18 protein-coding genes are annotated in these 22,056 nt (G+C 59.5%); 10 read left to right on the plus strand and 8 right to left on the minus strand.

The annotated features are described in order from the left end of the window. Window positions 1-7: 7 nt before the first annotated feature. Window positions 8-907 carry a D-hexose-6-phosphate mutarotase gene (locus ICA15_RS13055; protein WP_224450879.1) on the plus strand — a complete coding sequence of 300 codons (900 nt, stop codon included), beginning with the start codon at window positions 8-10 and terminating at the stop codon, window positions 905-907. 83 nt (window positions 908-990) lie between these two features. On the opposite strand, the gene ICA15_RS13060 is transcribed toward ICA15_RS13055, so the two are convergent. The 5 genes from ICA15_RS13060 to ICA15_RS13080 all read right to left on the minus strand — a co-directional run bounded on the left by ICA15_RS13060 (window position 991) and on the right by ICA15_RS13080 (window position 4,774). Further along, window positions 991-1,527: a DUF3299 domain-containing protein gene (locus ICA15_RS13060; RefSeq protein ID WP_210553324.1), complete on the minus strand. Its 537-nt coding sequence runs from the start codon at window positions 1,525-1,527 to the stop codon at window positions 991-993. Between the two features lie 87 nt (window positions 1,528-1,614). After that, window positions 1,615-1,860 carry a GlsB/YeaQ/YmgE family stress response membrane protein gene (locus tag ICA15_RS13065; protein WP_016772475.1) on the minus strand — a complete coding sequence of 82 codons (246 nt, stop codon included), beginning with the start codon at window positions 1,858-1,860 and terminating at the stop codon, window positions 1,615-1,617. Between the two features lie 112 nt (window positions 1,861-1,972). Next, window positions 1,973-3,055 carry a 5-(carboxyamino)imidazole ribonucleotide synthase gene (locus tag ICA15_RS13070; protein ID WP_210553323.1) on the minus strand — a complete coding sequence of 361 codons (1,083 nt, stop codon included), beginning with the start codon at window positions 3,053-3,055 and terminating at the stop codon, window positions 1,973-1,975. A 10-nt stretch (window positions 3,056-3,065) separates the two neighbouring features. Then, window positions 3,066-3,557 carry a 5-(carboxyamino)imidazole ribonucleotide mutase gene (gene purE / locus ICA15_RS13075; protein ID WP_007954291.1) on the minus strand — a complete coding sequence of 164 codons (492 nt, stop codon included), beginning with the start codon at window positions 3,555-3,557 and terminating at the stop codon, window positions 3,066-3,068. Between the two features lie 308 nt (window positions 3,558-3,865). After that, on the minus strand, window positions 3,866-4,774 hold the full coding sequence (locus tag ICA15_RS13080; RefSeq protein ID WP_007962273.1) for a LysR substrate-binding domain-containing protein: 909 nt from the start codon (window positions 4,772-4,774) through the stop codon (window positions 3,866-3,868). Between the two features lie 180 nt (window positions 4,775-4,954). Here ICA15_RS13080 and aspA point away from each other — a divergent pair, with 180 nt between their 5' ends. The 6 genes from aspA to ICA15_RS13110 all read left to right on the plus strand — a co-directional run bounded on the left by aspA (window position 4,955) and on the right by ICA15_RS13110 (window position 16,862). Further along, window positions 4,955-6,379 (plus strand): aspartate ammonia-lyase, encoded by a 1,425-nt coding sequence (aspA, locus tag ICA15_RS13085; RefSeq protein WP_042561826.1) that lies wholly within the window; start codon window positions 4,955-4,957, stop codon window positions 6,377-6,379. A gap of 608 nt (window positions 6,380-6,987) precedes the next feature. Then, window positions 6,988-8,439, plus strand: coding sequence for an alanine/glycine:cation symporter family protein (locus tag ICA15_RS13090; RefSeq protein ID WP_210553322.1), 1,452 nt, complete (start codon window positions 6,988-6,990; stop codon window positions 8,437-8,439). Between the two features lie 169 nt (window positions 8,440-8,608). Continuing rightward, window positions 8,609-9,613, plus strand: a complete 1,005-nt coding sequence (locus tag ICA15_RS13095) for an asparaginase (protein ID WP_210553321.1) — start codon at window positions 8,609-8,611, stop codon at window positions 9,611-9,613. A 169-nt stretch (window positions 9,614-9,782) separates the two neighbouring features. Next, window positions 9,783-10,778 carry an AraC family transcriptional regulator gene (locus ICA15_RS13100; protein WP_210553320.1) on the plus strand — a complete coding sequence of 332 codons (996 nt, stop codon included), beginning with the start codon at window positions 9,783-9,785 and terminating at the stop codon, window positions 10,776-10,778. A 268-nt stretch (window positions 10,779-11,046) separates the two neighbouring features. Further along, the gene (locus ICA15_RS13105; protein WP_210553319.1) at window positions 11,047-12,078 is read left to right on the plus strand and encodes a histone deacetylase family protein; all 1,032 of its coding nucleotides are present in this window, start codon (window positions 11,047-11,049) and stop codon (window positions 12,076-12,078) included. A 146-nt stretch (window positions 12,079-12,224) separates the two neighbouring features. Further along, entirely contained in the window at window positions 12,225-16,862 is a 4,638-nt protein-coding gene (locus ICA15_RS13110; protein WP_210553318.1) for a dermonecrotic toxin domain-containing protein, read from the plus strand. Here the strand turns inward: ICA15_RS13110 and ICA15_RS13115 are convergent. Further along, on the minus strand, window positions 16,819-18,372 hold the full coding sequence (locus ICA15_RS13115) for a PLP-dependent aminotransferase family protein (protein WP_210553317.1): 1,554 nt from the start codon (window positions 18,370-18,372) through the stop codon (window positions 16,819-16,821). The genes ICA15_RS13110 and ICA15_RS13115 overlap by 44 nt on opposite strands. 92 nt (window positions 18,373-18,464) lie before the next feature. On the opposite strand from ICA15_RS13115, the gene ICA15_RS13120 reads away from it, so the two are divergent. From ICA15_RS13120 to ICA15_RS13130, 3 genes are read left to right on the plus strand one after another with little or no spacing between them, the layout of a single operon-like run. Continuing rightward, window positions 18,465-19,088 carry an FMN-binding negative transcriptional regulator gene (locus ICA15_RS13120; protein ID WP_210553316.1) on the plus strand — a complete coding sequence of 208 codons (624 nt, stop codon included), beginning with the start codon at window positions 18,465-18,467 and terminating at the stop codon, window positions 19,086-19,088. A gap of 10 nt (window positions 19,089-19,098) precedes the next feature. Next, complete coding sequence (locus ICA15_RS13125; protein ID WP_210553315.1) at window positions 19,099-19,545, plus strand: GNAT family N-acetyltransferase; 447 nt, start codon at window positions 19,099-19,101, stop codon at window positions 19,543-19,545. A gap of 12 nt (window positions 19,546-19,557) precedes the next feature. Continuing rightward, window positions 19,558-20,229: a GNAT family N-acetyltransferase gene (locus ICA15_RS13130; protein WP_210553314.1), complete on the plus strand. Its 672-nt coding sequence runs from the start codon at window positions 19,558-19,560 to the stop codon at window positions 20,227-20,229. Window positions 20,230-20,316: 87 nt separating this feature from the next. Here ICA15_RS13130 and ICA15_RS13135 read toward each other — a convergent pair whose 3' ends face one another. Both ICA15_RS13135 and ICA15_RS13140 read right to left on the minus strand, forming a co-directional pair. Continuing rightward, window positions 20,317-20,595, minus strand: coding sequence for a helix-turn-helix domain-containing protein (locus ICA15_RS13135; RefSeq protein ID WP_150603600.1), 279 nt, complete (start codon window positions 20,593-20,595; stop codon window positions 20,317-20,319). Next, entirely contained in the window at window positions 20,592-21,944 is a 1,353-nt protein-coding gene (locus tag ICA15_RS13140) for a HipA domain-containing protein (protein ID WP_210553566.1), read from the minus strand. The genes ICA15_RS13135 and ICA15_RS13140 overlap by 4 nt, the downstream gene beginning before the upstream one ends. Window positions 21,945-22,056 lie beyond the last annotated feature (112 nt).

A 22,056-nucleotide genomic window follows, 5' to 3' on the forward strand; every position in this document is an offset into this window, starting at 1 on the left:
CTGTCCCATGACCACGCCCAACGTTGAAGCCGTGAAACTGGATGAACTGAACTGCTGGCGCATCCGCCACGGTCAGGCCGAAGTGCTGGTCGCTCAGCAAGGCGCGCACATTCTCAGTTACCAGATCGACGGCCAGCCGCCGATCATCTGGCTCAACGACAAGGCCGAGTTCAAGACTGGCAAGAGCATCCGCGCCGGTGTGCCGGTGTGCTGGCCGTGGTTCGGCAAGTTCGAACGCAATCCGCAGAGTGTGCAGGCGATGTACACCGGTGAGCAGCCGGCACCTGCGCACGGTCTGGTGCGGGCGATGGATTGGGAACTGGGCGGGATCGAAGCCGAGAGCAACGGGATCAAGGTCGAGTTCAAGTTGCCCTATCCCGAAGGTGGCCTGCCGGGCTGGCCCCATCAGGTGGATCTGACCCTGACCCTGCATCTGTCGGATCAGCTGCAATTCAGCCTGACCAGCCATAACCGTGGCAGTGACACCGTCAGCCTGAGTCAGGCGCTGCATACCTATTTTGCTGTCAGCGATGTGCGCAATGTGCATGTCGACGGCGTGAAGGGGCTGGATTACATCGAGACGCTGGACGACTGGAAAACCCACAACCAGCAAGGTGATCTGCATTTTGCCGGTGAGACTGACCGCATCTATCTCGATGCTCCGCCACAGCTGAGCATCGTCGACCCGACGTGGGAACGGCGCATCGTGCTGACCGCCACCGGCTCACGCACTGCCGTGATCTGGAACCCGTGGATCGACCGTGCTGCGGCGCTTAGCGATATGGATAACGATGGCTGGCAGCGCATGCTGTGCATCGAGACGGCGAATGTGATGGATGACATCGTCACGCTCGCGCCGGGGGCGAGTCATACCATGGGCGTCAGCGTCGCCAGCAAACCGCTTTAAGATCAAAAGATCGCAGCCTTCGGCAGCTCCTACAGGGAAATGCATTCCAATGTAGGAGCTGCCGAAGGCTGCGATCTTTTGCTTTAGAGATCAGATTCCTGCACCACCCGCACCTTGTCCGCCTCCAGCGCATACGCCGCATCGGCCAGATCATTGCTGACCTTCTCGACCTTCAACGTGCCGGTCACCCACAGCGGCGTGTAGATGTCGTCCAGCTTCAGACCCTTCGGATATCGCACCAGCACCAGTTGATTCGGCGGCGGTGGCGGCACGTGGATGCAAGCGCCCGGGTACGGCACGAGGAAGAACAGTGTGCTGCGACCCTTGGCGTCGGATTCCAGCGACACCGGATAACCACCGATGCGGATGTGTTTGTCATTCATCGACGCTACGGTTTTGCTCGAATACATCACCGCCGGCAGACCTTTGGCCTGCTTCATGCCGCCCTTCTCGGTGAAGGTGCCGATGGCTTCCGGGGAGTTGTGATCGATTTCAGGCATGGCCTCGAGGGCCTTTTGATCCGACTTGGGCATCAGGTCGAGCCAGTCGGTTTCCGGCAGTTCGCCGGCGTGGGCCAAACCGCTGCCCAGTAAGAGGAGAGTCAACAGAAGACGGCGCATGAATGTGCTCGGTAAAAAAGGATGATAAATCGCCGAGCATTCTAGCCCTCCCCGCCGCGCTGGCGGAGAGGACTTCGTCGCTTTGAATCAGTTCTTTTTGATCAGGCCGTAGATCACCAGCAACACGACTGCGCCAACCAGTGCGCCGAGGAAGCCAGCGCCCTCGCCCGCCTGATAAATGCCCAGAGCCTGGCCGCCGTAAGTGGCCGCCAGCGAACCGCCGATACCGAGCAGGATGGTCATGATCCAGCCCATGCTGTCATCGCCCGGTTTCAGGAACCGAGCCAGCAGGCCGACGATCAAGCCGATAAAGATGGTTCCGATAATTCCCATGGCATTTCCCTCTGTGTGAATTGGCTATGCCAAAGCCTAGACAGACTTTGGCATCCTGCCATCAGAGAACGGCGGCCCCTGAATGGTTCCGCCGCTGCCACATGAAACTGTTTTACTCGGCGATCAGCGCCTGAACCTTGACGATCTGCGCCTGGAGCGTGGCCTTGTCGGCGCAACGCAGGTTGGCGTGACCGACCTTGCGTCCGGCCTTGAAGGCTTTGCCGTAGTGATGCAAATGGCAATCTTCGATGGCGATGACTTTCTCGACCGGCGGGACAACGCCGATAAAGTTGAGCATCGCGCTCTCGCCGACCTTGGCCGTTGAACCCAGCGGCAGACCGGCAACGGCCCGCAGATGGTTTTCGAACTGGCTGCACTCGGCGCCTTCGGTGGTCCAGTGCCCGGAGTTGTGCACGCGCGGGGCGATTTCGTTGGCCTTGAGGCCGCCGTCGACTTCAAAGAACTCGAACGCCATCACACCGACATAATCCAGCTGCTTGAGCACACGGCTGGAATAGTCTTCGGCCAACGCCTGCAACGGGTGATCAGTGCTGGCAACCGACAGCTTGAGGATGCCGCTGTCGTGGGTGTTGTGCACCAACGGGTAGAACTTCGTTTCACCATCGCGAGCGCGCACGGCGATCAGCGAGACTTCACCGGTGAACGGCACGAAGCCTTCCAGCAAGCAGGCAACGCTGCCGAGTTCGGCGAAGGTGCCAACCACATCTTCAGGCGTGCGCAGGACTTTCTGACCCTTGCCGTCATAACCCAGCGTGCGGGTTTTCAGCACGGCCGGCAGACCGATTGCAGCCACGGCAGCATCCAGATCGGCTTGTGACTGAATGTCGGCGAAGGCCGGGGTCGGAATCCCCAGATCCTTGAACATGCTCTTTTCGAACCAGCGGTCGCGAGCGATGCGCAGGGCTTCGGCGCTCGGATAGACCGGCACGAATTGCGAGAGAAACGCTACGGTTTCAGCCGGGACACTTTCAAATTCGAAGGTCACCAGATCGACTTCATCGGCCAGTTGGCGCAGATGATCCTGATCGCCGTAATCGGCCCGCAGGTGTTCGCCCAGCGCAGCGGCGCAAGCGTCCGGCGCAGGATCGAGGAAAGCGAAGTTCATGCCCAGCGGGGTGCCCGCCAGGGCCAACATGCGACCCAACTGGCCGCCACCGATTACACCGATCTTCATCTCAACAACCTCAGGCAATACGTGGGTCTGGATTGTCCAGGACGCTGTCTGTCTGCTCGGCACGGAAGGTTTTCAGTACCGCGTGGAACTGTGGATGCTTGGCGCCGAGGATGCTCGCCGAGAGCAGCGCTGCGTTGATCGCGCCAGCCTTGCCGATGGCCAGAGTCGCGACCGGAATGCCGGCCGGCATTTGCACGATCGACAGCAGCGAATCGACGCCCGAGAGCATTGCCGATTGCACGGGAACACCCAGCACTGGCAGGTGGGTCTTGGCCGCACACATGCCTGGCAAGTGAGCTGCGCCACCGGCACCGGCGATAATCACCTCGATGCCGCGGCCTTCAGCCTCTTCGGCGTACTGGAACAGCAGATCCGGGGTACGGTGCGCAGAAACCACCTTGACCTCGTACGGGATGCCGAGCTTTTCCAGCATATCGGCGGTGTGGCTAAGGGTGGACCAATCGGACTTGGAGCCCATGATCACGCCAACCAGTGCACTCATCGTCGCGCCTCTTCTCTCTGGGCGCCCGCAGGCGCGTCAAAAACAACAAACCACGCAGGTTGCGTGGCTTGATTGTACGAAAAATGGCCGGTCGTACCGGCCAAAGGCCGCGCAGTATACCGCAATGAAAGTAATAAACAGCCCCCTGCGCGACCATCTGTCATCTGCCGCAAAAGCCCGGTTTTATTGACCTGAAGGTCAGCCAAAAAGATCAAAAGATCGCAGCCTTCGGCAGCTCCTACAGGGGAACGCATTTCAACATGTAGGAGCTGCCGAAGGCTGCGATCTTTTCCCCCAGACACCCTCCATCAGGAAGCTTGTGCTGCGCCACCTTCGAGCTTGCGCCACAGCAACCGCACGTTGGCCTTGCGCACCAGTGCGCAGCGGTACAGACGAATTTCCAGTGGCACATGCCATTGCGGGCCGCCGCACACAACCAGCTCGCCACGGGCCAGTTCGGCACGCACACTCAGTTGTGGCACCCAGGCGATGCCGAGGCCTTCCAACGCCATGCTTTTCAGGCTGTCGGCCATGGCGGTTTCATAAATGGTGGTAAACCGCAGCTGACGCTGGCGCAGCAAACCGTTTACGGAGCGGCCGAGGAAAGCTCCGGCGCTGTAGGCGAGCAGCGGCACGCTGGCTTCGCCTTCCAGATCGAACAACGGTTTACCGTCGGCATCCGCCGCGCACACCGGCAACATTTCGGTCTGGCCCAAGTGCAGCGACGGGAAAATCTCCGGGTCCATCTGCATCGCTGCGTCCGGATCATAGAACGCCAGCATCAGGTCACAACCACCCTCGCGCAACGCATGCACGGCGTCGCCAACGTTGGTCGCTACCAACCGAGTGGCAATGTTCAGCCCTTCATTACGCAGTTGCGCGATCCAGCGCGGGAAGAAACCCAGCGCCAGGGAGTGAGCAGCGGCCACCTGCATCACCTCGCCCTGCCCGCCTTCCAGATGATGCAGGTGACGCAACACTTCGCCGAGCTGCTCGACCACGGTGCGCGCGGTCACCAGAAACAATTGCCCCGCCGCCGTCAGCTCGATCGGCGTGCGCGATCGATTGACCAGGGTCAGCCCCAGCGCCGCTTCGAGGCTGCGGATCCGCCGACTGAATGCCGGCTGAGTCACGAAACGTCGTTCGGCGGCCTGCGAGAAGCTGCGGGTGGCGGCCAGAGCACTGAAGTCCTCGAGCCATTTGCTTTCCAGATTCATCACGTCCTCCCGGACACGCACCAAAACAGGTCACACGTCTGCCGCGCACGCGGCGTCACACGGGCATTATGCCGAATGTGCATAGGCCAGTGCTTAACAGCATTGGCCCAAATTTCCCCACAAGCCTAGCATTCGCAGCGTTCCGGCACAGACCGGGTCCATATCGAGATGATTTCTATCATGTCCTCCGCTGCATCTTTCCGCACAGAAAACGACCTGCTTGGCGCCCTCGAAGTACCGGCTCAAGCGTATTACGGCATCCAGACCCTGCGAGCGGTGAACAACTTCCGCCTCTCGGGCGTTCCGATTTCGCATTACCCGAAACTGGTTGTGGGTCTGGCGATGGTCAAACAGGCCGCCGCTGACGCCAACCGTGAGCTGGGTCACCTGAGCGAAGCCAAGCACGCTGCCATCAGCGAAGCCTGTGCCCGATTGATCCGCGGTGATTTCCACGAAGAGTTCGTGGTCGACATGATTCAAGGTGGCGCCGGTACCTCCACCAACATGAACGCCAACGAAGTGATCGCCAACATTGCTCTGGAAGCAATGGGTCACCAGAAAGGCGAGTATCAGTACCTGCACCCGAACGACGACGTGAACATGGCGCAGTCGACCAACGACGCCTACCCGACGGCCATCCGCCTGGGTCTGCTGTTGGGTCACGACACCCTGCTCGCCAGCCTCGACAGCCTGATTCAGGCGTTCGCGGCCAAAGGTAAAGAATTCGATCACGTCCTGAAGATGGGCCGTACCCAACTGCAAGACGCCGTACCGATGACCCTCGGTCAGGAATTCCGTGCTTTCGCCACCACCATGGGCGAAGACCTGGCCCGTCTGAAGACGCTGGCCCCGGAACTGCTGACTGAAGTGAACCTGGGCGGCACCGCGATCGGCACTGGGATCAACGCCGACCCGCGTTATCAGGCGCTGGCGGTACAGCGTCTGGCGCTGATCAGCGGTCAACCGCTGGTGCCAGCGGCCGACCTGATCGAAGCCACCTCCGACATGGGCGCCTTCGTGCTGTTCTCCGGCATGCTCAAGCGCACCGCGGTCAAGCTGTCGAAGATCTGCAACGACCTGCGCCTGCTGTCCAGCGGTCCACGCACCGGCATCAACGAAATCAACCTGCCTGCCCGTCAGCCAGGCAGCTCGATCATGCCCGGCAAGGTCAACCCGGTGATCCCGGAAGCCGTTAACCAGGTTGCGTTCCAGGTCATCGGTAACGATCTGGCGCTGACCATGGCAGCCGAAGGCGGCCAATTGCAGCTGAACGTGATGGAGCCGCTGATCGCCTTCAAGATCTTCGACTCGATCCGCCTGCTGCAACGCGCCATGGACATGCTGCGCGAGCACTGCATCGTCGGCATCACCGCCAACGAAGCGCGCTGCCGTGAACTGGTCGAGCACTCGATCGGTCTGGTCACCGCACTGAACCCGTACATCGGCTACAAAAACGCTACCCGCATCGCCGGCATCGCTCTTGAAAGCGGCCGCGGCGTGCTGGAACTGGTGCGCGAAGAAGGTCTGCTCGACGAAGCCATGCTCGCCGACATCCTGCGCCCGGAAAACATGATTGCTCCGCGTCTGGTTCCGCTCAAAGCCTGAGCCGACGCGTTATTTGTAGCACCGCTCACCAGGTCGAGGGACTAGACACCTCTCACCTTTTGAGGGCTTGGGGATTTTTCTCCAGGCCCTTTTTTTTAACTATCTGATCCTGAGACCCGAATGTCTGGGGATTGCTTCATGTGGAGGTGAGCCCTTGTGGCGAGGGGATTCATCCCCGATGGGTCGCGAAGCGGCCCCAAAAACTGCAATCGCAATGTATCCGGTACACCGCGCCGAATGGTTTTGCGACTGCTTCGCAGCCGATCGGGGATAAATCCCCTCGCCACAGGGTTTGCGTCAACAGAAAAGCAGTTCCCGCACAAACCCGGCACCGGTAACGCCGGGTGTTTCAAAGCTTCGTTTCGTCGCTTGCACCACTACCGTGCAGACGGGCGCGCCACTGATCGGTATAGTGCCGCCCCTCTTCGCGTGAGCGGTCGTCGATAACGAGGCCATAACCCATGCGAAACCCGAACTAATAACAAACCCGCGAAATGGATCCGGGACGAAACCTTCGCCTCACCTGTTGTGCCGCGCGCAAACCGGTGTAACGCGATGTTTCAGAACATCCAGCATTTGCTTACACAAAAAACAGCGAGGAAAAATCCATGCTCGAAGTCATTAACGACTTCCTCTCAGGGAAAGTACTGATCGTGCTCATTGTCGGGCTCGGTAGCTACTTCACGATTCGCTCGCGTTTCGTTCAATTGCGGCACTTCTTCCACATGTTCGCGGTGTTCCGCGACAGTCTCAAAAGCAGCGCCGGGCAGCTCAGCTCGTTCCAGGCCCTGATGCTCAGCCTCGCCGGCCGTGTCGGTGCAGGTAACATCGCCGGTGTCGGCATCGCCGTGACCCTCGGTGGGCCAGGTGCGGTGTTCTGGATGTGGGTAACCGCACTGGTCGGCATGTCCAGCAGCTTCTTCGAGTGCTCGCTCGGCCAGCTCTACAAACGCACCGACTCTGATGGCACCTTCCGTGGCGGCCCGTCCTACTACATCCAGCACGGTTTGCAGAAACGCTGGTTGGGTATGGTCATGGCGTTCCTGTTGCTGGTGACCTTCGGTTTCGCCTTCAACGGCCTGCAAGCCCACGCGGTGACACACTCGCTGAACGACGCTTTCGGCCTCGACACCACTTACACCGGCCTCGGTCTGGCGGTGCTGCTGGGTCTGGTGTTCGTCGGCGGGATCAAGCGTATCGCCAAGGTCGCTGACCTGTTGGTGCCGGTGAAAACCCTGGTGTACATCGGCGTGACCCTCTACGTGATCGTGCTGCAATTCGACCACGTCCCAGCCATGTTGATGACCATCGTCAAAAGCGCATTCGGTCTCGACCAGGCATTCGGCGGTCTGATCGGTAGCGCCATCGTCATGGGCGTGAAGCGTGGCGTGTTCGCCAACGAAGCCGGTTTGGGCAGTGCGCCGAACGTGGCGGCTGTGGCCTCGGTCGAGCACCCGGTCGCACAAGGTGTGGTTCAGGCGTTCAGCGTGTTCCTCGACACCTTCGTGATCTGCACCTGCACCGCGCTGCTGATCCTGCTGTCGGGCTTCTACACCCCGGGCTTCGAAGGCGATGGCATTGCCCTGACCCAGAACTCGCTGGCCGCTGTGGTGGGTGAATGGGGCCGGATGTTCATCTCGGTCGCCCTGGCGTTGTTCGTGTTCACCTCGATCCTCTACAACTACTACCTGGGCGAGAGCAACCTGCGCTTCCTGATCGGTGAAAACCGCAAGGCGCTGATCGGCTACCGCGCACTGGTATTGGTGTTGATCTTCTGGGGTGCGGTCGAAAACCTCAGCACCGTGTTCGCTTTCGCCGACATCACCATGACCATGCTCGCGTTCGTCAACCTGATCGCGCTGTTCCTGCTGTTCAAGATCGGCATGCGCATCCTGCGTGACTACGATGACCAGCGTGCGGCCGGCATCAAGACGCCGTTGTTCGATTCGAGCAAGTTCCCGGATCTGGACCTGGACCGCAAAGCCTGGCCGGCCAACCCGCCTGCTGCCGCTGGCAAGACCGAAGTCGAGCCGCAAGGCGTCCCTGCAGCGCAACGCTGACGGGAGATGACGGGCGCATCTCCTGCGCCCGTCAGTTATTGTGATGCAATACCTGTAGGAGTGAGCCTGCTCGCGATAGCCATCTATCAATCAGCATCTATGTTGAATGAATGACCGCTATCGCGAGCAGGCTCACTCCCACAATGTCATCTCTTGTGGAGACCTTCAGATGATTGCCAATTCCTATCCAGCCGCGCAGAACGTCATGGTGCTCTACACCGGTGGCACCATCGGCATGCAAGCCAGCGCCAATGGCCTGGCCCCGGCGTCCGGTTTTGAAGCGCGGATGCGCGACTATCTGCACAGCCAGCCAGAACTGGTCGTGCCGCAGTGGCGGTTTCGCGAGATGTCGCCGCTGATCGACAGCGCCAACATGACCCCGGCCTATTGGCAGCAACTGCGTGAAGCAGTGGTCGATGCGGTTGATGTACAGAACTGCGACAGCGTGCTGATCCTGCATGGCACCGACACCCTGGCGTACAGCGCCGCGGCCATGAGTTTCCAGTTGCTCGGCCTGCATGCTCGGGTGTGTTTCACAGGCTCCATGTTGCCGGCCGGCGTCACCGATAGCGATGCCTGGGAAAACCTCAGCGGCGCGCTGATCGCCCTCGGTCAGGGTCTGGCGCCGGGTGTGCATCTGTACTTCCACGGTGAACTGCTCGCGCCAACCCGTTGCGCGAAAGTGCGCAGCTTCGGTCGTCATCCGTTCAAACGCCTGGAGCGCCAGGGCGGCGGCGTGAAAGCTACTTCGATTCCTGAAGCGTTGAACTACAACCAGCCCAAGTTACTGGCGAACGTTGCGGTTCTGCCGTTATTCCCCGGAATCGGCGCCGCGATCCTCGACGGGTTGCTCGACAGCGGCATTCAGGGTCTGGTGCTGGAGTGCTACGGCAGCGGCACCGGGCCGAGCGACAATCCAGAGTTCCTCGCCAGCCTCGGCCGTGCGCGGGACAACGGCGTGGTGGTGGTCGCGGTGACGCAATGCCATGAAGGCGGGGTTGAGCTGGACGTGTACGAGGCTGGCAGCCGCCTGCGCGGGGTTGGCGTGCTGTCCGGTGGCGGCATGACCCGTGAAGCGGCGTTCGGCAAATTGCATGGGCTGCTGGGGGCGGGTCTTGAAACTGCTGAAGTCCGCCGACTGATCGAACTCGACCTGTGTGGCGAACTGATCTGACACCACACAACTCCCCTGTAGGGGTGAGCCTGCTCGCGATAGCCATCCATCATTCAACACTTATGTTGGCTGACTGAACGCCATCGCGAGCAGGCTCACTCCTACAGTTTGATTTTCGCTCGGCACATAACTTGCTCTCTTTTCCAGCATCCCAAGGCTGGAAGATCTTATGCTCCACTCCCACCTCACAACCCTTAACGCGGTCTCTCTGGTGCTCAACACCTTCAGGGATCAAGGCTTATCCAGCGAGGCGCTGCTGGCCGGCAGCGGCATCAGTGCAGCGGATCTGGCCCGGGCCGACACGCGCATCACCACCAATCAGGAGATGCAGGTGTGCGCCAACGCGGTCGCGCTCAAGCACGATATCGGTCTGGAACTGGGCCGACGCATGCACGTTTCCTGCTACGGCATTCTCGGCTACGCACTGCTGACCTGTGCCACCTTCGGTGACGCTTTGCGCTTGGCGATTCGCTATCCGGCGCTGTTGGGAACACTTTTCGAGCTGAGTCTTGAGGACGACGGCGAACGCGTCTGGTTTGTCGCCGCGGATTACCGCGAGAGCCCGGCGATGGCAGTGTTCAACGCCGAATTTTGCCTGGTGTCGCTGAAAGTCATTTGTGATGACCTGCTCGGGCATCCACTGCCCTTGCTCGCCACCCGATTCGAGCACACCGCGCCGGACTACCGCGACAGCTATGCCGAACACTTCGCCAGCCCGCTGCATTTTGCAGCCAAGGACAACGCGTTCGCCTTCGACCGCCACTGGCTGGACCAGCCGCTGCCGCTGGCAGACGCCATCACCCATCAAGCCATGGCTGAACGCTGTCGCAAGCAGAACCTCGAATTCACCGGACGTCAGGCCTGGCTGGGCCGTATCCGGCAGTTGCTCAGTGCCCAGTTGAACGCCGCACCGGGACTGGAAGGTCTGGCCCAGCAAATGAAATGCTCGCCGCGCACCCTGCGCAGGCATTTGAAGGACATGGGCAGCAGCTATCAGGAACTGCTCGATGAACTGCGCTTCGAGCGGGCCAAACAGATGTTGTGTGAGGATCAATTGCCAATCTACCGCATCGCCGAAACCCTGGGCTTCAGCGAGACCGCGAGCTTTCGCCATGCGTTTGTGCGCTGGAGCGGCGTCGCGCCGAGCCAGTTCCGACCGCATTGATATTCCAATGTGGGAGCTGGCTTGCCAGCGATGACTTCGGCATCGGCAACATTAATGTTGCCTGACACGCCGCTATCGCTGGCAAGCCAGCTCCCACAGGGTTTGTGTTTCATGTCTGTTGCTTGGACGGGCCTTTTCCAGCAAGGGGCGAATAGCGGTCAGAGGTTCTGGCCATATCGATCCCCTTTTGGCCTCTCCTGCCGTTTTCCAATTCGTCTCGCGCCGCAACACTGAAAGCAACCGAATCAGCCCCTGCGGAGAACAACAAATGCTGACGATCTACTCGGACGATCACCACCTTCACCATGGCCGCTGCGAATTGATCGATGGCCAGCTCAAGCCTTGCTTCGAGATGCCGTCGCGTGCCGACCATGTGCTGCAACGCGTGCAGCATCAACATCTGGGCCCGGTTGAAGCACCGCAGGACTTCGGCCTCGAACCGATCGCCCGCATTCACAGCCGCGACTATCTCGAATTCTTCAAAGACGCGTGGGCTCGCTGGACAGAATTCAACACCGACGGCGACTTGCTGCCCTACACTTGGCCAGCCCGCACACTGCGCGCCATCAAACCGACCAGCCTGCACGGCCAACTCGGTTACTACAGCTTCGACGGCGGCGCACCGATCACCGCCGGCACCTGGCAAGCAGCGTACAGCTCGGCGCAAGTTGCACTGACCGCGCAAGCGGCGATCCAGCGCGGCGCACACAGTGCCTTCGCGTTGTGTCGTCCACCGGGACATCACGCTGCCGGCGATTTGATGGGCGGTTATTGCTACCTCAACAATGCCGCCATCGCCGCCCAGGCCTTCCTCGATCAGGGCCACAGAAAAGTCGCAATCCTCGACGTCGACTACCACCACGGCAACGGCACCCAATCGATTTTCTACGACCGCAGTGACGTGTTGTTCACCTCGATCCATGGCCATCCGGAGGCCGAGTTTCCGTTCTTCCTCGGCTACGAGGACGAGCTCGGTGAAGGCGCCGGCGAGGGCTTCAATTTCAACTATCCATTGCCCGCCGGTTCCGGCTGGGACGCCTGGAGTGCGGCGCTGGATCAGGCCTGCAACGAGATCGACCGTTATGGCGCCGACATCATCGTCGTGTCGCTGGGTGTCGATACGTTCAAGGATGATCCGATCTCGCAATTCAAGCTCGATAGCCCGGATTACCTGGCGATGGGCAAGCGTATCGCCGCGCTCGGCAAACCGACGCTGTTCGTGATGGAAGGTGGCTACGCGGTGGAAGAAATCGGCATCAACGCGGTGAACGTGCTGGAAGGTTTTGAAGGCGCTCACTGAAGCAAGACCAGCCCGATCGACCCGCCCACGCGGGTCTTTTTTGCTCGCCAGATGTATGTACCGCACGCCGCTGCAACGCGATCCCTACCTTGCTCTGACCAGCCACCGCTCCCGGTGCGCCCCAACAGTCAAAGCAGGTATTGCCCATGTCCGAAATATCCCCACCCAGTTCGGTTGATGTACTGACCCAACTGGTCACCGGCCCTTCACTGCGAGAAGTCGCAACAGCGGCATTGCGTCCGGCACTCAAGACGCTTTACCCGCATCTGGACATCGACCCGCAACTGGCCATGGTCGTGACGCCGACCTGGGTCATCAGCGGTAAGCATGTCATCGCTGGCGTTGATAAAATCGAGTCGCTTACCGATGTGCTGGTGCGGCTCGGCCTGTCCGGTACGACAGTGACGTACCTCGACGAAGAACACTTCCTGACTCTTCAACCATACGTCACGCTGGCCATCCACTTGCCGGTGAAGATCGGTGCCATCGCCAGCCTGATCAACGAGCTCGCGCCGCTGCTGTTTGTTGCGTTCAAAGAACAGCAGATCGAGTACTGGAATAAAAACAGATCTGCGGATCAACCTCGCTGGTATGAGCTGTCGGATGCCTTGCGCAACCTGTGGAATGTACCGGCCAGCCTGGACTGGACTGCCGATGAACAAGCCATGGCCCTCGCCGTCTTCAACCACCCGGACAAGAAAGATCGAGCCGCGGACAAGTACAAGACATGCGCATACCTGATTGACCTTGATCGCGAAAAAGGAGAAGCCCCCAAACACCTGACGTTGCTCACCACCAGCGTGCTGATCGGGACGCTCGCAGAGCGCACGCTGATCATTACGCATTCGGTGGGTCGAGGCTTCCGGCGTTTCAACTCGGTGGACGATATTGGCAAGGCCTTGCCACAAAGATATCGGGATGAGGCCGCCGGTGATGGTCTGAGCTGGCGGTTGGTCGAGCCCGAAGGCAACTTCTTCGACCACATGGCCTGCACACTGGTTGCGATTGAAGCCGACGCCGTGGGTAAGCTCGATTTCTTTAAAGACTCGTCCGTCAGCAGGTTCTATCCCCACCCTGGCACGGAAGGTAATCATCAGCAGCCGCCTGCACGCCTCAAGCCGCACATCGATCAGTTGCGGCCCATGCTGCCCGAGTGGCTGGACACTGCCTCACCCGCTGATCAGACGTGCTACAGCCGACACTTGCTGGATCTGACCGTGGTGCAGCATGAAAACAATGGCAAGTCGTTTCAGAGCGAAGTCAAAGACCTGCACACGTTCACCCGTGAAGCGCTGACCACGCAGATCCTCAAAGATCACCCGAAAGCGACCGACGTGAAGATCGACGACATCGAGTTGACCATCGTCAGCCTGGTGATCTGGGGCACCTTCGTGGTGCCGTTCACCACTCAGACCCTTACCATGTCGCTCCCTGAACTCGCCCTGCAAAACCTCGCGGGCCTGCCCCTGGGCAATAAATCCGTGCGCTACAAGGATGGCAGCGCACTCCCCGCCTGGATGAGCGCTGCTTACCTGGAAAAACTGGTAACAACAGTCGATATCGGCAGCACCTACCCCGCCTACCTGAAAAAACAACTGGTCGACGACGCGACCCAGGCGCCCGCCCTGCGAGATCTCTACACCAGTCAGTTGCCTGTCGAGTTGCCGCTACTGGCGCTGCAACGCAAGATCCTTGGCGAAGCGGGAATCACTGAACAGGGTTACCGCTATGTCGTTGCGGCCTTGAGCAGCAATCCCTCGGAACGGCGGGTCGACGGGGAAGAGATCGTCATCCGGCCTCTGGCGTTCGTTGCTCACCGTAGCAGTGCCCACGCCGATACCGTGGTCAACATGTTCGTCATCGGTCCGCGTCAGTCGGAAAAGGGACCGTGCCTGCTCTATCGGCCGCTGTTCGAAAAAGTACTGATTCAATACCCGGGGCCGACCAACCTGCTATACGCGATCAGGCATGGGCGGGCACTGCGCGAATCGGTCCTGGCCTGGCTCCCGGATAGCGTACGGCTCAATTACAGCCAATACGTATTTACTGGCGAGCTGCCCTCGGCGTGGATTATTCCGGAACTGATTGTGCACCCGAGCAACGCCATTGATATGACGGGGCCCGTCGCTCTGGGCAGCGAAATCATCGAAACCGATACCCTGCCGACCCTGCACAAAACCAACGTGCAGGCGCTCATTACCCAGGCTGACCGGCAATCGGTTTCCAATGCAGAAGGCCGCTGGGCGACGCTCAAGCGCGGCGGCTGGATGCTCTTCAATGCGGCACTACCGTTTCTGGGACGCAGCCTGGGCGCAGCGGCCTGGATCTGGCAGATCATGGACGACCTGCAGGAAGTCACCGACGTGGCCAATGAGTCGGACAAGATCGCCTGGTCGGCGATTGCCGATATTCTGCTGGCGCTGGGCATGGCACTCGCCCATCGTGCAGCGGTCGGCCACAAACCGATCGAAGCAATCAACACGCTGGCAGAGGAAAAACCGTTAGAAGCTATCAGCCTGATTGAAGAGGAAGTTTCGAAGCCATCGTTACCCACTCCCGAGCCCGTAAAGACAGTGCGCTTACCTGATCTCACCCTGGCCGAGATTCCCACCGCCCACGCTTCCTCGGTCAACCATTTCGCGGCTCTGAAACGCTCGCCCGCTGGACTTGCAGCATTGCTGGACCGTCTGAAAACCGCCAAACCGCAGGGTATCGGTGTGGCAGCTGTCGAAGGGCGGCATCAACACCTCTATGCCCATGAAGGCAAATGGTACGCGCCAGTCGGTCAACGCTGGTTCCAGGTGCAGATCACGGAACATGAACACGTACAAATCATCGACTCGCGTGTGCAACCGCCAGCCGCAGGTCCATTTTTGACCTGCACCGCCGGCGGTGAATGGGTGCCCGACCTGCGATTACGCCTGCGTGGTGGCGGCTTGAGCGCTCGCCGCGAAGTGGAGAAAAAAAGGCGACGCGAGCAAGCGGACCAACTGAACAAAGATATTTCCACATTCGAAGAAACCATGGAGACCCGGTTGAGCGATCTCCAAAAAGCTCACTCGAACCTGATGGCGGCCAACGACGAGAACCGCGCAGAACTGACCCGCCTCTATCTCATCGAACTCGATTCGCAGCACAAGGAATACGGCGCGAACATCGAGAAAATCAAGGCACTGCAAATCGTCGAGGCATCACCCAGCTATCGCACGAGCATGATTCAAAACCTGCAGATGCAGCTGTTCTTCGGGCAGGAGTGGCTCGCCCTGCACAGCAGGGTCCAGGCAGCCGACGTGGCCACGGCAATGGCAATAGAGAGGTTTGGCAGCCCCGCCAATACCGACCGGCCGGCGTTTATCCAGACCTGTGAAAATCTGACCGATCAATGTCAGGCCATTATCGAAAAAATCGAGTCTGCCCATACCCGGTTTGCCGAACTGGAACGGCTCGGCAAAGGCGCCGTGGCAATTCTTAACGAATATCGACAAAAACTGCCCGACTACGATCTGAACAACCTGAAGCTGTTGCAAATCTTTCTCGGCAAGGAAATCTGCGTCAAGCCGGGCTCGGCAGCGATCGATGCCAAAGCGCAGGAAGCACTGGAGCTGCTCATTGAAGATGCCGATCTGAATGCTCAGAGTTCGCTGAACCTGATCGACGACGAAAGCCTCGACGACCTGCGCGACCGCCTCAAAGCCCTGAACAACGTCTCCAAGCAGTTTGGCGCAGTGGAGCAACGCTTTGACGATTTCGCCCTCGAGTTTGCCGAGCAACTTCAGACCGAGCGTCTCAAGAAGGTCCGAACGCGGGTGATCGAGTTCAAAAAGCGAACCGCTGAACGACTGGCCGACCTGCTGCGCAATAAACACCTGCTGGCGCCACAGTCTGGCCCGTCCAGACCGGCATCGAATCGGCGGATCATCCATACCAAATTCAAAGGCACGCAGGTCGGTGAGCGCAAGACGAGCACAGATGGCAAAGATACCCATCTGGTGGAAGTGCGCGGTGAGCTGACCGGGGTGATCGCAACCTTCCATGAGAAGTCGCCAGGTGAATGGGTCGAACATATCACCTCGACAGAGCCGGCGCCTGTGCCGGTGCCCAAGCCCAAAATGACCCTCAAGCAAAGCACTGCGGCAGGTCAGGCGCTGCTCGACGGGTTGGCAGAATTCAACCGACACACCGAGGCTTACATCGAACGAGCGCAACGGATTCCGGTCGAGGTTGAGGAAATCTACCATCGGCAAGCCACCCGCCTGCGCAATGCCAGTGAAGCGATCGATCAAGCATTGACCGCCAGCAATGAAACCACCAACCCGGCGAATCCGACGCTCAGCCACAGCTTGTCTGCATCGGCACAGGACCTATATGAAAAAGGTACCAGTGAACGTATCCGCCTCATCAAGCGACAACCGCCGACGGAGGCTGGCGTGCAGTGGCTGAACAGCAAGAATGAGGTGCGGATATCGCAAACCGTCACCCGGCGCAGGCTCAAGAGTCAGGCCAAAGACTTTCTCGACGAGTATGCGGTCAGCGATGCGAAGACCAATAAAGTGCTGTGGTACGCGCATTTCCACTACGCCCACGTCGACGACGCGGTCAACCTGTTTACCGCAGGACACCTGAAAACGGTGGCGCAGCAGCGCCTGGGTGGTGCCTTCACCACCCTGGGCGCCAGCAATCAGGAGCTCACCGCGATTTATCGCAGCGAAATCGGCAGTACATTGGCTCAGAGTCTGTTCTTCACAACTGCCACGCCTGGCGCAAGCGTGCCAACGCCGCTCTGATCGCCGGTTCAGGCACGGCGGCAAACCCCAGGACCAGTCCGGCGCGCTGATCCTGGGTAGTCACGGAGTCCGGCAACCAGTAATGGCTCAAGCCGCTGATTTCCACCTCCACGCCGGCGGCTTGCTCGATCAGTTGCTGCTCACGCTCGATGCTCTCCACCCTCACGGTCAGGTGCAGCCCGGCAGACACCGCCGGCAGGTCACCGACGCCGGGGATTGCCATTGGCCAGCCATCGAGCAACGTATTGCGCCGGTTTAACGCGGCGCGACGCATCCGGCGGATGTGCCGCTGGAAATGCCCGGCCGCCATGAACTCGGCCATCACCGCTTGCGTGCTCACCTCGGAATGCCGGACGTCCACCGCCCGGCGTTGCGAGAACGCTGGCACCAGCGCCGGTGGCAACACCAGATAACCGAGGCGCAACGCCGGGAATGCGACCTTGCCGAAAGTGCCGACATACAGCACGCGGCCCTGTCGATCGAGTGCCGCCAAGGGAGCCAATGGCGCGCCGGTGTAACGGTACTCGCCATCGTAGTCATCCTCGACGATCCAGCCTTGAGTCCGTTCAGCCCAGGCGAGCAATTCAAGACGCCGCGCCAGGCTCATCACCACGCCTGTCGGGTATTGATGCGAGGGCGTCACGTAGGCCACGCGACAATCACTGGCGGCCGACAGTGCCGAGCAATCCATGCCCTCCTCGTCCACGCCAATCCCGCGCAGAAGGCCACCCGCCACAGCGAATGCGTGGCCGGCCGCACGGTACCCCGGATTTTCGATCGCAACGCCATCGCCAGGCTCCACCAGCAGCTGTGCACAAAGGCTAATGGCCTGCTGCGCGCCACTGGTGATCACAATTTGCTCAGCCGAGCACTGCATCCCTCGCGAACTGCGCAGATAGGCCGCAATCAGGCTGCGCAGACGCGCATCGCCGGCCGGGTCGCCGTAGCACATCTGCTGAAGATCCGGTTTTCGCCAGAAAGCCCCGTTGAGCTTGGCCCAGACGTCAAACGGAAACAGATCGAAGGCCGGCACGCCGACCCGAAATGCCCGTGGCGGACCCGTGGGAGGCGTGGGTAAATGGTTGTACTCCAACCGCTGAAAAGCACCGCTGTGGATAACTTTACTGGATGAAATTACAGTGGAATTTGCCAAATTTGTGGATAAGGCTGTGGGTAAGCCTGTTGAAAACCCTGTGGATACTTTTGTGGATAGTTTTTTTGCCTTGAGCTGGTCTCGGGGCAGTTGCGCCACGTAAGTACCATCGCCCACCCGCCCTTCAATAAAGCCTTCGGCATAGAGTTGATCGTAGGCGCGAACCACACTGTTGCGGGAAATCGCCAGCGCTGCGGCCAGATCACGGCTGGCCGGCAAGCGCGTACCGCTAGCGAGCCGCCCGTCCAACACCCGCAGGCGCAGCGCCTGATAAAGCTGACGGCTCAAGCCCTGACGGCGATCAAGCTCGATTCCCGCCGGGTTGAAGGGCATGGACAACGTGGACGATTCAGGCATGACAATGGACCTATGAAATTGGTCATCAATGGCTCTTACAACAGACCAATAGCCTGCCTAGGATGCAGGCATTCGCCAAGGAAAATCTCTCCATGTACACGCCGCGCGCCTTTGCCATCGATGAGCTGTCCCAACTTCACGAACTGATCCTCGCCACTCGCCTCGCCATCCTGGTGACCCACGGCGAAAACGGTCTGCAAGCCAGCCATGTGCCGGTGCTGCTGCATTGCGAGCAAGGTGAATACGGCACGCTTTACGGGCACCTGGCCAGGGCCAACCCGCAATGGAAGGACCTGCGCGACGGCGCCGAAGCGATGCTGATTTTTGCCGGGCCGGATGCCTATGTCAGCCCGGGCTTTTATCCGAGCAAGGCCGAGCACGGCAAAGTCGTGCCGACCTGGAACTACATTGCCGTGCACGCCTACGGCCACGCCGAGACCTTCAGCGACGGCGGGCGGCTGCTCGACATCGTCAGCACCCTCACCGACCGCCATGAGGCTGGCCGCGCACAGCCTTGGTCCGTCGCCGACGCGCCCGCCGATTACATCGACAGCATGCTCAAGGCCATCGTCGGTTTCGCCATTCCCATCGACCGTCTGGAAGGCAAGCGCAAGCTCAGCCAGAACCGCAGCGCCGAAGACATCAAAGGCGTGCGCGAAGGGCTGGCCGCCAGTCCCGAGATCAATGATCAAACCCTCGCCCAATTGATGCGCTAAGGAAATCACCATGAATCAGATCGAGATCCGTCAGGTCACCGCCGACGACCACGCCGCCTGGCTGCCGCTGTGGCAAGCGTACCTGCGCTTCTACAACACCGAACTGCCGGAGGCGGTGACGAACAGTACCTGGCAGCGCTTCCTCGACCCGAGCGAACCGACGCACGCCGCCCTCGCCTGGGCTGACGGTAAAGCGCTGGGCATGGTGCATTACATCTACCATCGCTCGAACTGGAGCATCGAAAACTCCTGCTATCTGCAAGACTTGCTGGTGGCGCCTGAAACCCGCGGCACCGGCGTCGGTCGTCAGTTGATCGAGCACGTCTACGCGACCGCCAAGGCTGACGGCTGCTGCAAAGTCCATTGGCTGACCCACGAATCCAACGCCACGGCGATCCAGCTCTACGAGCGCATCGCCGAACGCCCAGGCTTCATCCAGTTTCGCAAAGCCCTTTAAGGAGACGCGCTCATGACCACCTCACCTGCCGACTGGAAAGGCGTGCCCGCGCCAACTACCACGTTGCTCGAAGGCCGCTTCATCCGCCTGGAAAGGCTCGACCCGGCGCGCCACGGTGACGACCTGTTCAATGCCCTCGAAGGCCCCGGCGCCGACCCGAAACTCTGGGATTACTTGCCCTACGGCCCGTTTCCCGAGCGCAGCGTCTTCAACGACTGGCTGAACAATCACGCGGCCAGCAGCGATCCGTATTTCTTCAGCGTCATCGACCGCGCCAGCGGCCAGGTACAAGGCATGCTCAGCCTGATGTCGATTGTCCCGGCCCATGGCCGTATCGAAATCGGCCACGTTAGCTTCGGCGCGCCAATGCAGCGTTCGCCAAAAAGCACCGAGGCTGTTTACCTGTTGGCCAAGCACTCCTTTGATCTGGGCTACCGTCGCCTGGAATGGAAGTGCAACAACGGTAACGCCCGCTCCAAATACGCCGCTGAACGCCTGGGCTTCAGCTTCGAAGGCGTGTTCCGCCAGCACATGGTGGTCAAGGGCCAGAACCGCGACACGGCGTGGTACTCGATTTTGGATTCGGAATGGCCGGCGATTGCGGTGGGGTTCGAGCGCTGGTTGAGTGATGAAAACCAAACCGCATCGGGGCAGGTGAAGGGTTTGGTCGAGTGCCGTACTTGAGCCTTTAAAAGCAAAAGATCGCAGCCTTCGGCAGCTCCTACACGGGAAAAAATGTAGGAGCTGCCGCAGGCTGCGATCTTTTGATCTTTAACTGATATCTCGCCGAATTCGCACAACGCCCATCTTCATCCCAAACGGACGAAACACGGCGTTCAACGATTTCAGCGTTTGATTACCCTCACCGTGTTCGATATGCACCAACGTGCGAACAGAAATTTTGCACATTTTCGCAAACTGGGTTTGGTGCAAACCCGTCACTTCCATACGCAAGCGGCGAACGGCTTCGCCGATCTCAAGCGTTCCCTGCGCCAGCGCTTCTCGTATGTTTTCAATAAGCACAGTGCGTTCGGCAACGGTCAGGCTCATTTCAGGTCCCACTCTTTCAATCGTTGCTCCAGATTTTTCAATGCAATGCCTGGGTGATTCATGGTTCGGTCCGGCAAGCCGCTCTCAGTCAAAATATCGGGAAGCGCCGCGAGGCGATGTGCGTCCTGACGCAGACGCTCGAACAAATCCGGCGCGCCAGCCAAAGCAGCCAAGGGGTCATCCGGATCAGCAATATCAGACAATGCGCGACAAACACCTCGCCAATCGACATCACCCGCTCTTTCCAACGCTTTCGGCCACTTTGTCGTCCGGGTAATGCCTTCATCGTCCATGACCATCGGCGCCAAATCATAAATTGGAGCAAGCCGAAACGAACTTATCCCACGAATAATCGCGGTATTGCGGCCATGGTTATCCGAGTTACCGAGAATTTTGTTGATCAGATCCCGACGCAAGTAGTCCGCCACCAGATCGGGAATCTGATTCGCTTGCCCTGCCTCACGCCAAAGACCGGCAAGCATGCGAATCACGTCCAAATGGTCCATCGCGCTGCCTGGTGTTGTCACGTTAGCCAGCGAATAAATCGATTCGACTGCGTAACGCTCAACACCTTGAGCGGTTACCCGACGGTCAAAACGCTGCATCCACAAGCTGGGTTTGGTCGCCTCTTCCAGTGCCAGCCCCTGTGATGCGACCGTTTCGATGCCTAACGTCTGAAGGGCTCTGTAGTAGTGGAACTCACTTCGCAAAATGTCCTGATCGGTCCGGTTACCTTTGTTGCGGGCAAATTTCACAAACCAGTGCTGACTGACGTCTGAATCCTCAAGGACTGCGTCGGGGAACAGGAGACCGGACTTGTCCTCTGCCAACAGAAGCTTCGGTGCTTCCCCCCCCGCCCCCGTCGCACCGCCAATGGCGGCACCCAGTTCATAGGCGTACTCGAGAAACCGGTTGTCACGCAGGATCACGTCCTGACGCTGAAACCCAATGGGCTCTCGCTCATCCACAGATTCGGCAGACTCCTTTATCCGCATGTTGCCGATCGGTGCCGCTGTACTTCGACCCAACAGATAAAGATCGGCGCTGATGCCTGCGGGTTTTTCTTGCCCCACGCGAGCGAGAAGAAAACGTTTCGCCGCACCGGCAGGAGCGATGTCATGGATGAAGGCTGGCACAGCGGATCGCCGGCTATCCCATTCCAATGGGAACCGTACACTCACAGCTTTTGAGAACGGCGACCCTATCTCGTCGAAGTTATCGAAGAGATAGGTGGTTTGATAACCGAAATCGCAGCGACTTTCGAAACCCTTTTCGGGGTCAGCGAAACTCAGAATCATCGCGTCATGCCATTGCCCTGCCGTGAATATCTGTAATGTCAGGTCGTACATGCGCTTTTCACCTGCATTTAAATGCACTTTAGCGAAGAGTTTTTCGTAATAACTGCAATATAGTGCATATTTAATTGAGAGCCACGAATACATCTGCAACAAAATGCAGAAA

It is taken from the genome of Pseudomonas sp. P116 (assembly GCF_020149425.1).
In the GTDB taxonomy this organism is placed as follows: Bacteria; Pseudomonadota; Gammaproteobacteria; order Pseudomonadales; family Pseudomonadaceae; genus Aquipseudomonas; species Aquipseudomonas anatoliensis.

Excerpts from the sequence above, each read along its gene's own strand:
- ICA15_RS13055 (WP_224450879.1), top strand. The coding sequence starts at position 8 with ATGACCACGCCCAACGTTGAAGCCGTGAAACTGGATGAACTGAACTGC.
- ICA15_RS13060 (WP_210553324.1), bottom strand. The coding sequence starts at position 1,527 with ATGCGCCGTCTTCTGTTGACTCTCCTCTTACTGGGCAGCGGTTTGGCC.
- ICA15_RS13065 (WP_016772475.1), bottom strand. The coding sequence starts at position 1,860 with ATGGGAATTATCGGAACCATCTTTATCGGCTTGATCGTCGGCCTGCTG.
- ICA15_RS13070 (WP_210553323.1), bottom strand. The coding sequence starts at position 3,055 with ATGAAGATCGGTGTAATCGGTGGCGGCCAGTTGGGTCGCATGTTGGCC.
- purE (WP_007954291.1), bottom strand. The coding sequence starts at position 3,557 with ATGAGTGCACTGGTTGGCGTGATCATGGGCTCCAAGTCCGATTGGTCC.
- ICA15_RS13080 (WP_007962273.1), bottom strand. The coding sequence starts at position 4,774 with ATGAATCTGGAAAGCAAATGGCTCGAGGACTTCAGTGCTCTGGCCGCC.
- aspA (WP_042561826.1), top strand. The coding sequence starts at position 4,955 with ATGTCCTCCGCTGCATCTTTCCGCACAGAAAACGACCTGCTTGGCGCC.
- ICA15_RS13090 (WP_210553322.1), top strand. The coding sequence starts at position 6,988 with ATGCTCGAAGTCATTAACGACTTCCTCTCAGGGAAAGTACTGATCGTG.
- ICA15_RS13095 (WP_210553321.1), top strand. The coding sequence starts at position 8,609 with ATGATTGCCAATTCCTATCCAGCCGCGCAGAACGTCATGGTGCTCTAC.
- ICA15_RS13100 (WP_210553320.1), top strand. The coding sequence starts at position 9,783 with ATGCTCCACTCCCACCTCACAACCCTTAACGCGGTCTCTCTGGTGCTC.
- ICA15_RS13105 (WP_210553319.1), top strand. The coding sequence starts at position 11,047 with ATGCTGACGATCTACTCGGACGATCACCACCTTCACCATGGCCGCTGC.
- ICA15_RS13110 (WP_210553318.1), top strand. The coding sequence starts at position 12,225 with ATGTCCGAAATATCCCCACCCAGTTCGGTTGATGTACTGACCCAACTG.
- ICA15_RS13115 (WP_210553317.1), bottom strand. The coding sequence starts at position 18,372 with ATGCCTGAATCGTCCACGTTGTCCATGCCCTTCAACCCGGCGGGAATC.
- ICA15_RS13120 (WP_210553316.1), top strand. The coding sequence starts at position 18,465 with ATGTACACGCCGCGCGCCTTTGCCATCGATGAGCTGTCCCAACTTCAC.
- ICA15_RS13125 (WP_210553315.1), top strand. The coding sequence starts at position 19,099 with ATGAATCAGATCGAGATCCGTCAGGTCACCGCCGACGACCACGCCGCC.
- ICA15_RS13130 (WP_210553314.1), top strand. The coding sequence starts at position 19,558 with ATGACCACCTCACCTGCCGACTGGAAAGGCGTGCCCGCGCCAACTACC.
- ICA15_RS13135 (WP_150603600.1), bottom strand. The coding sequence starts at position 20,595 with ATGAGCCTGACCGTTGCCGAACGCACTGTGCTTATTGAAAACATACGA.
- ICA15_RS13140 (WP_210553566.1), bottom strand. The coding sequence starts at position 21,944 with ATGTACGACCTGACATTACAGATATTCACGGCAGGGCAATGGCATGAC.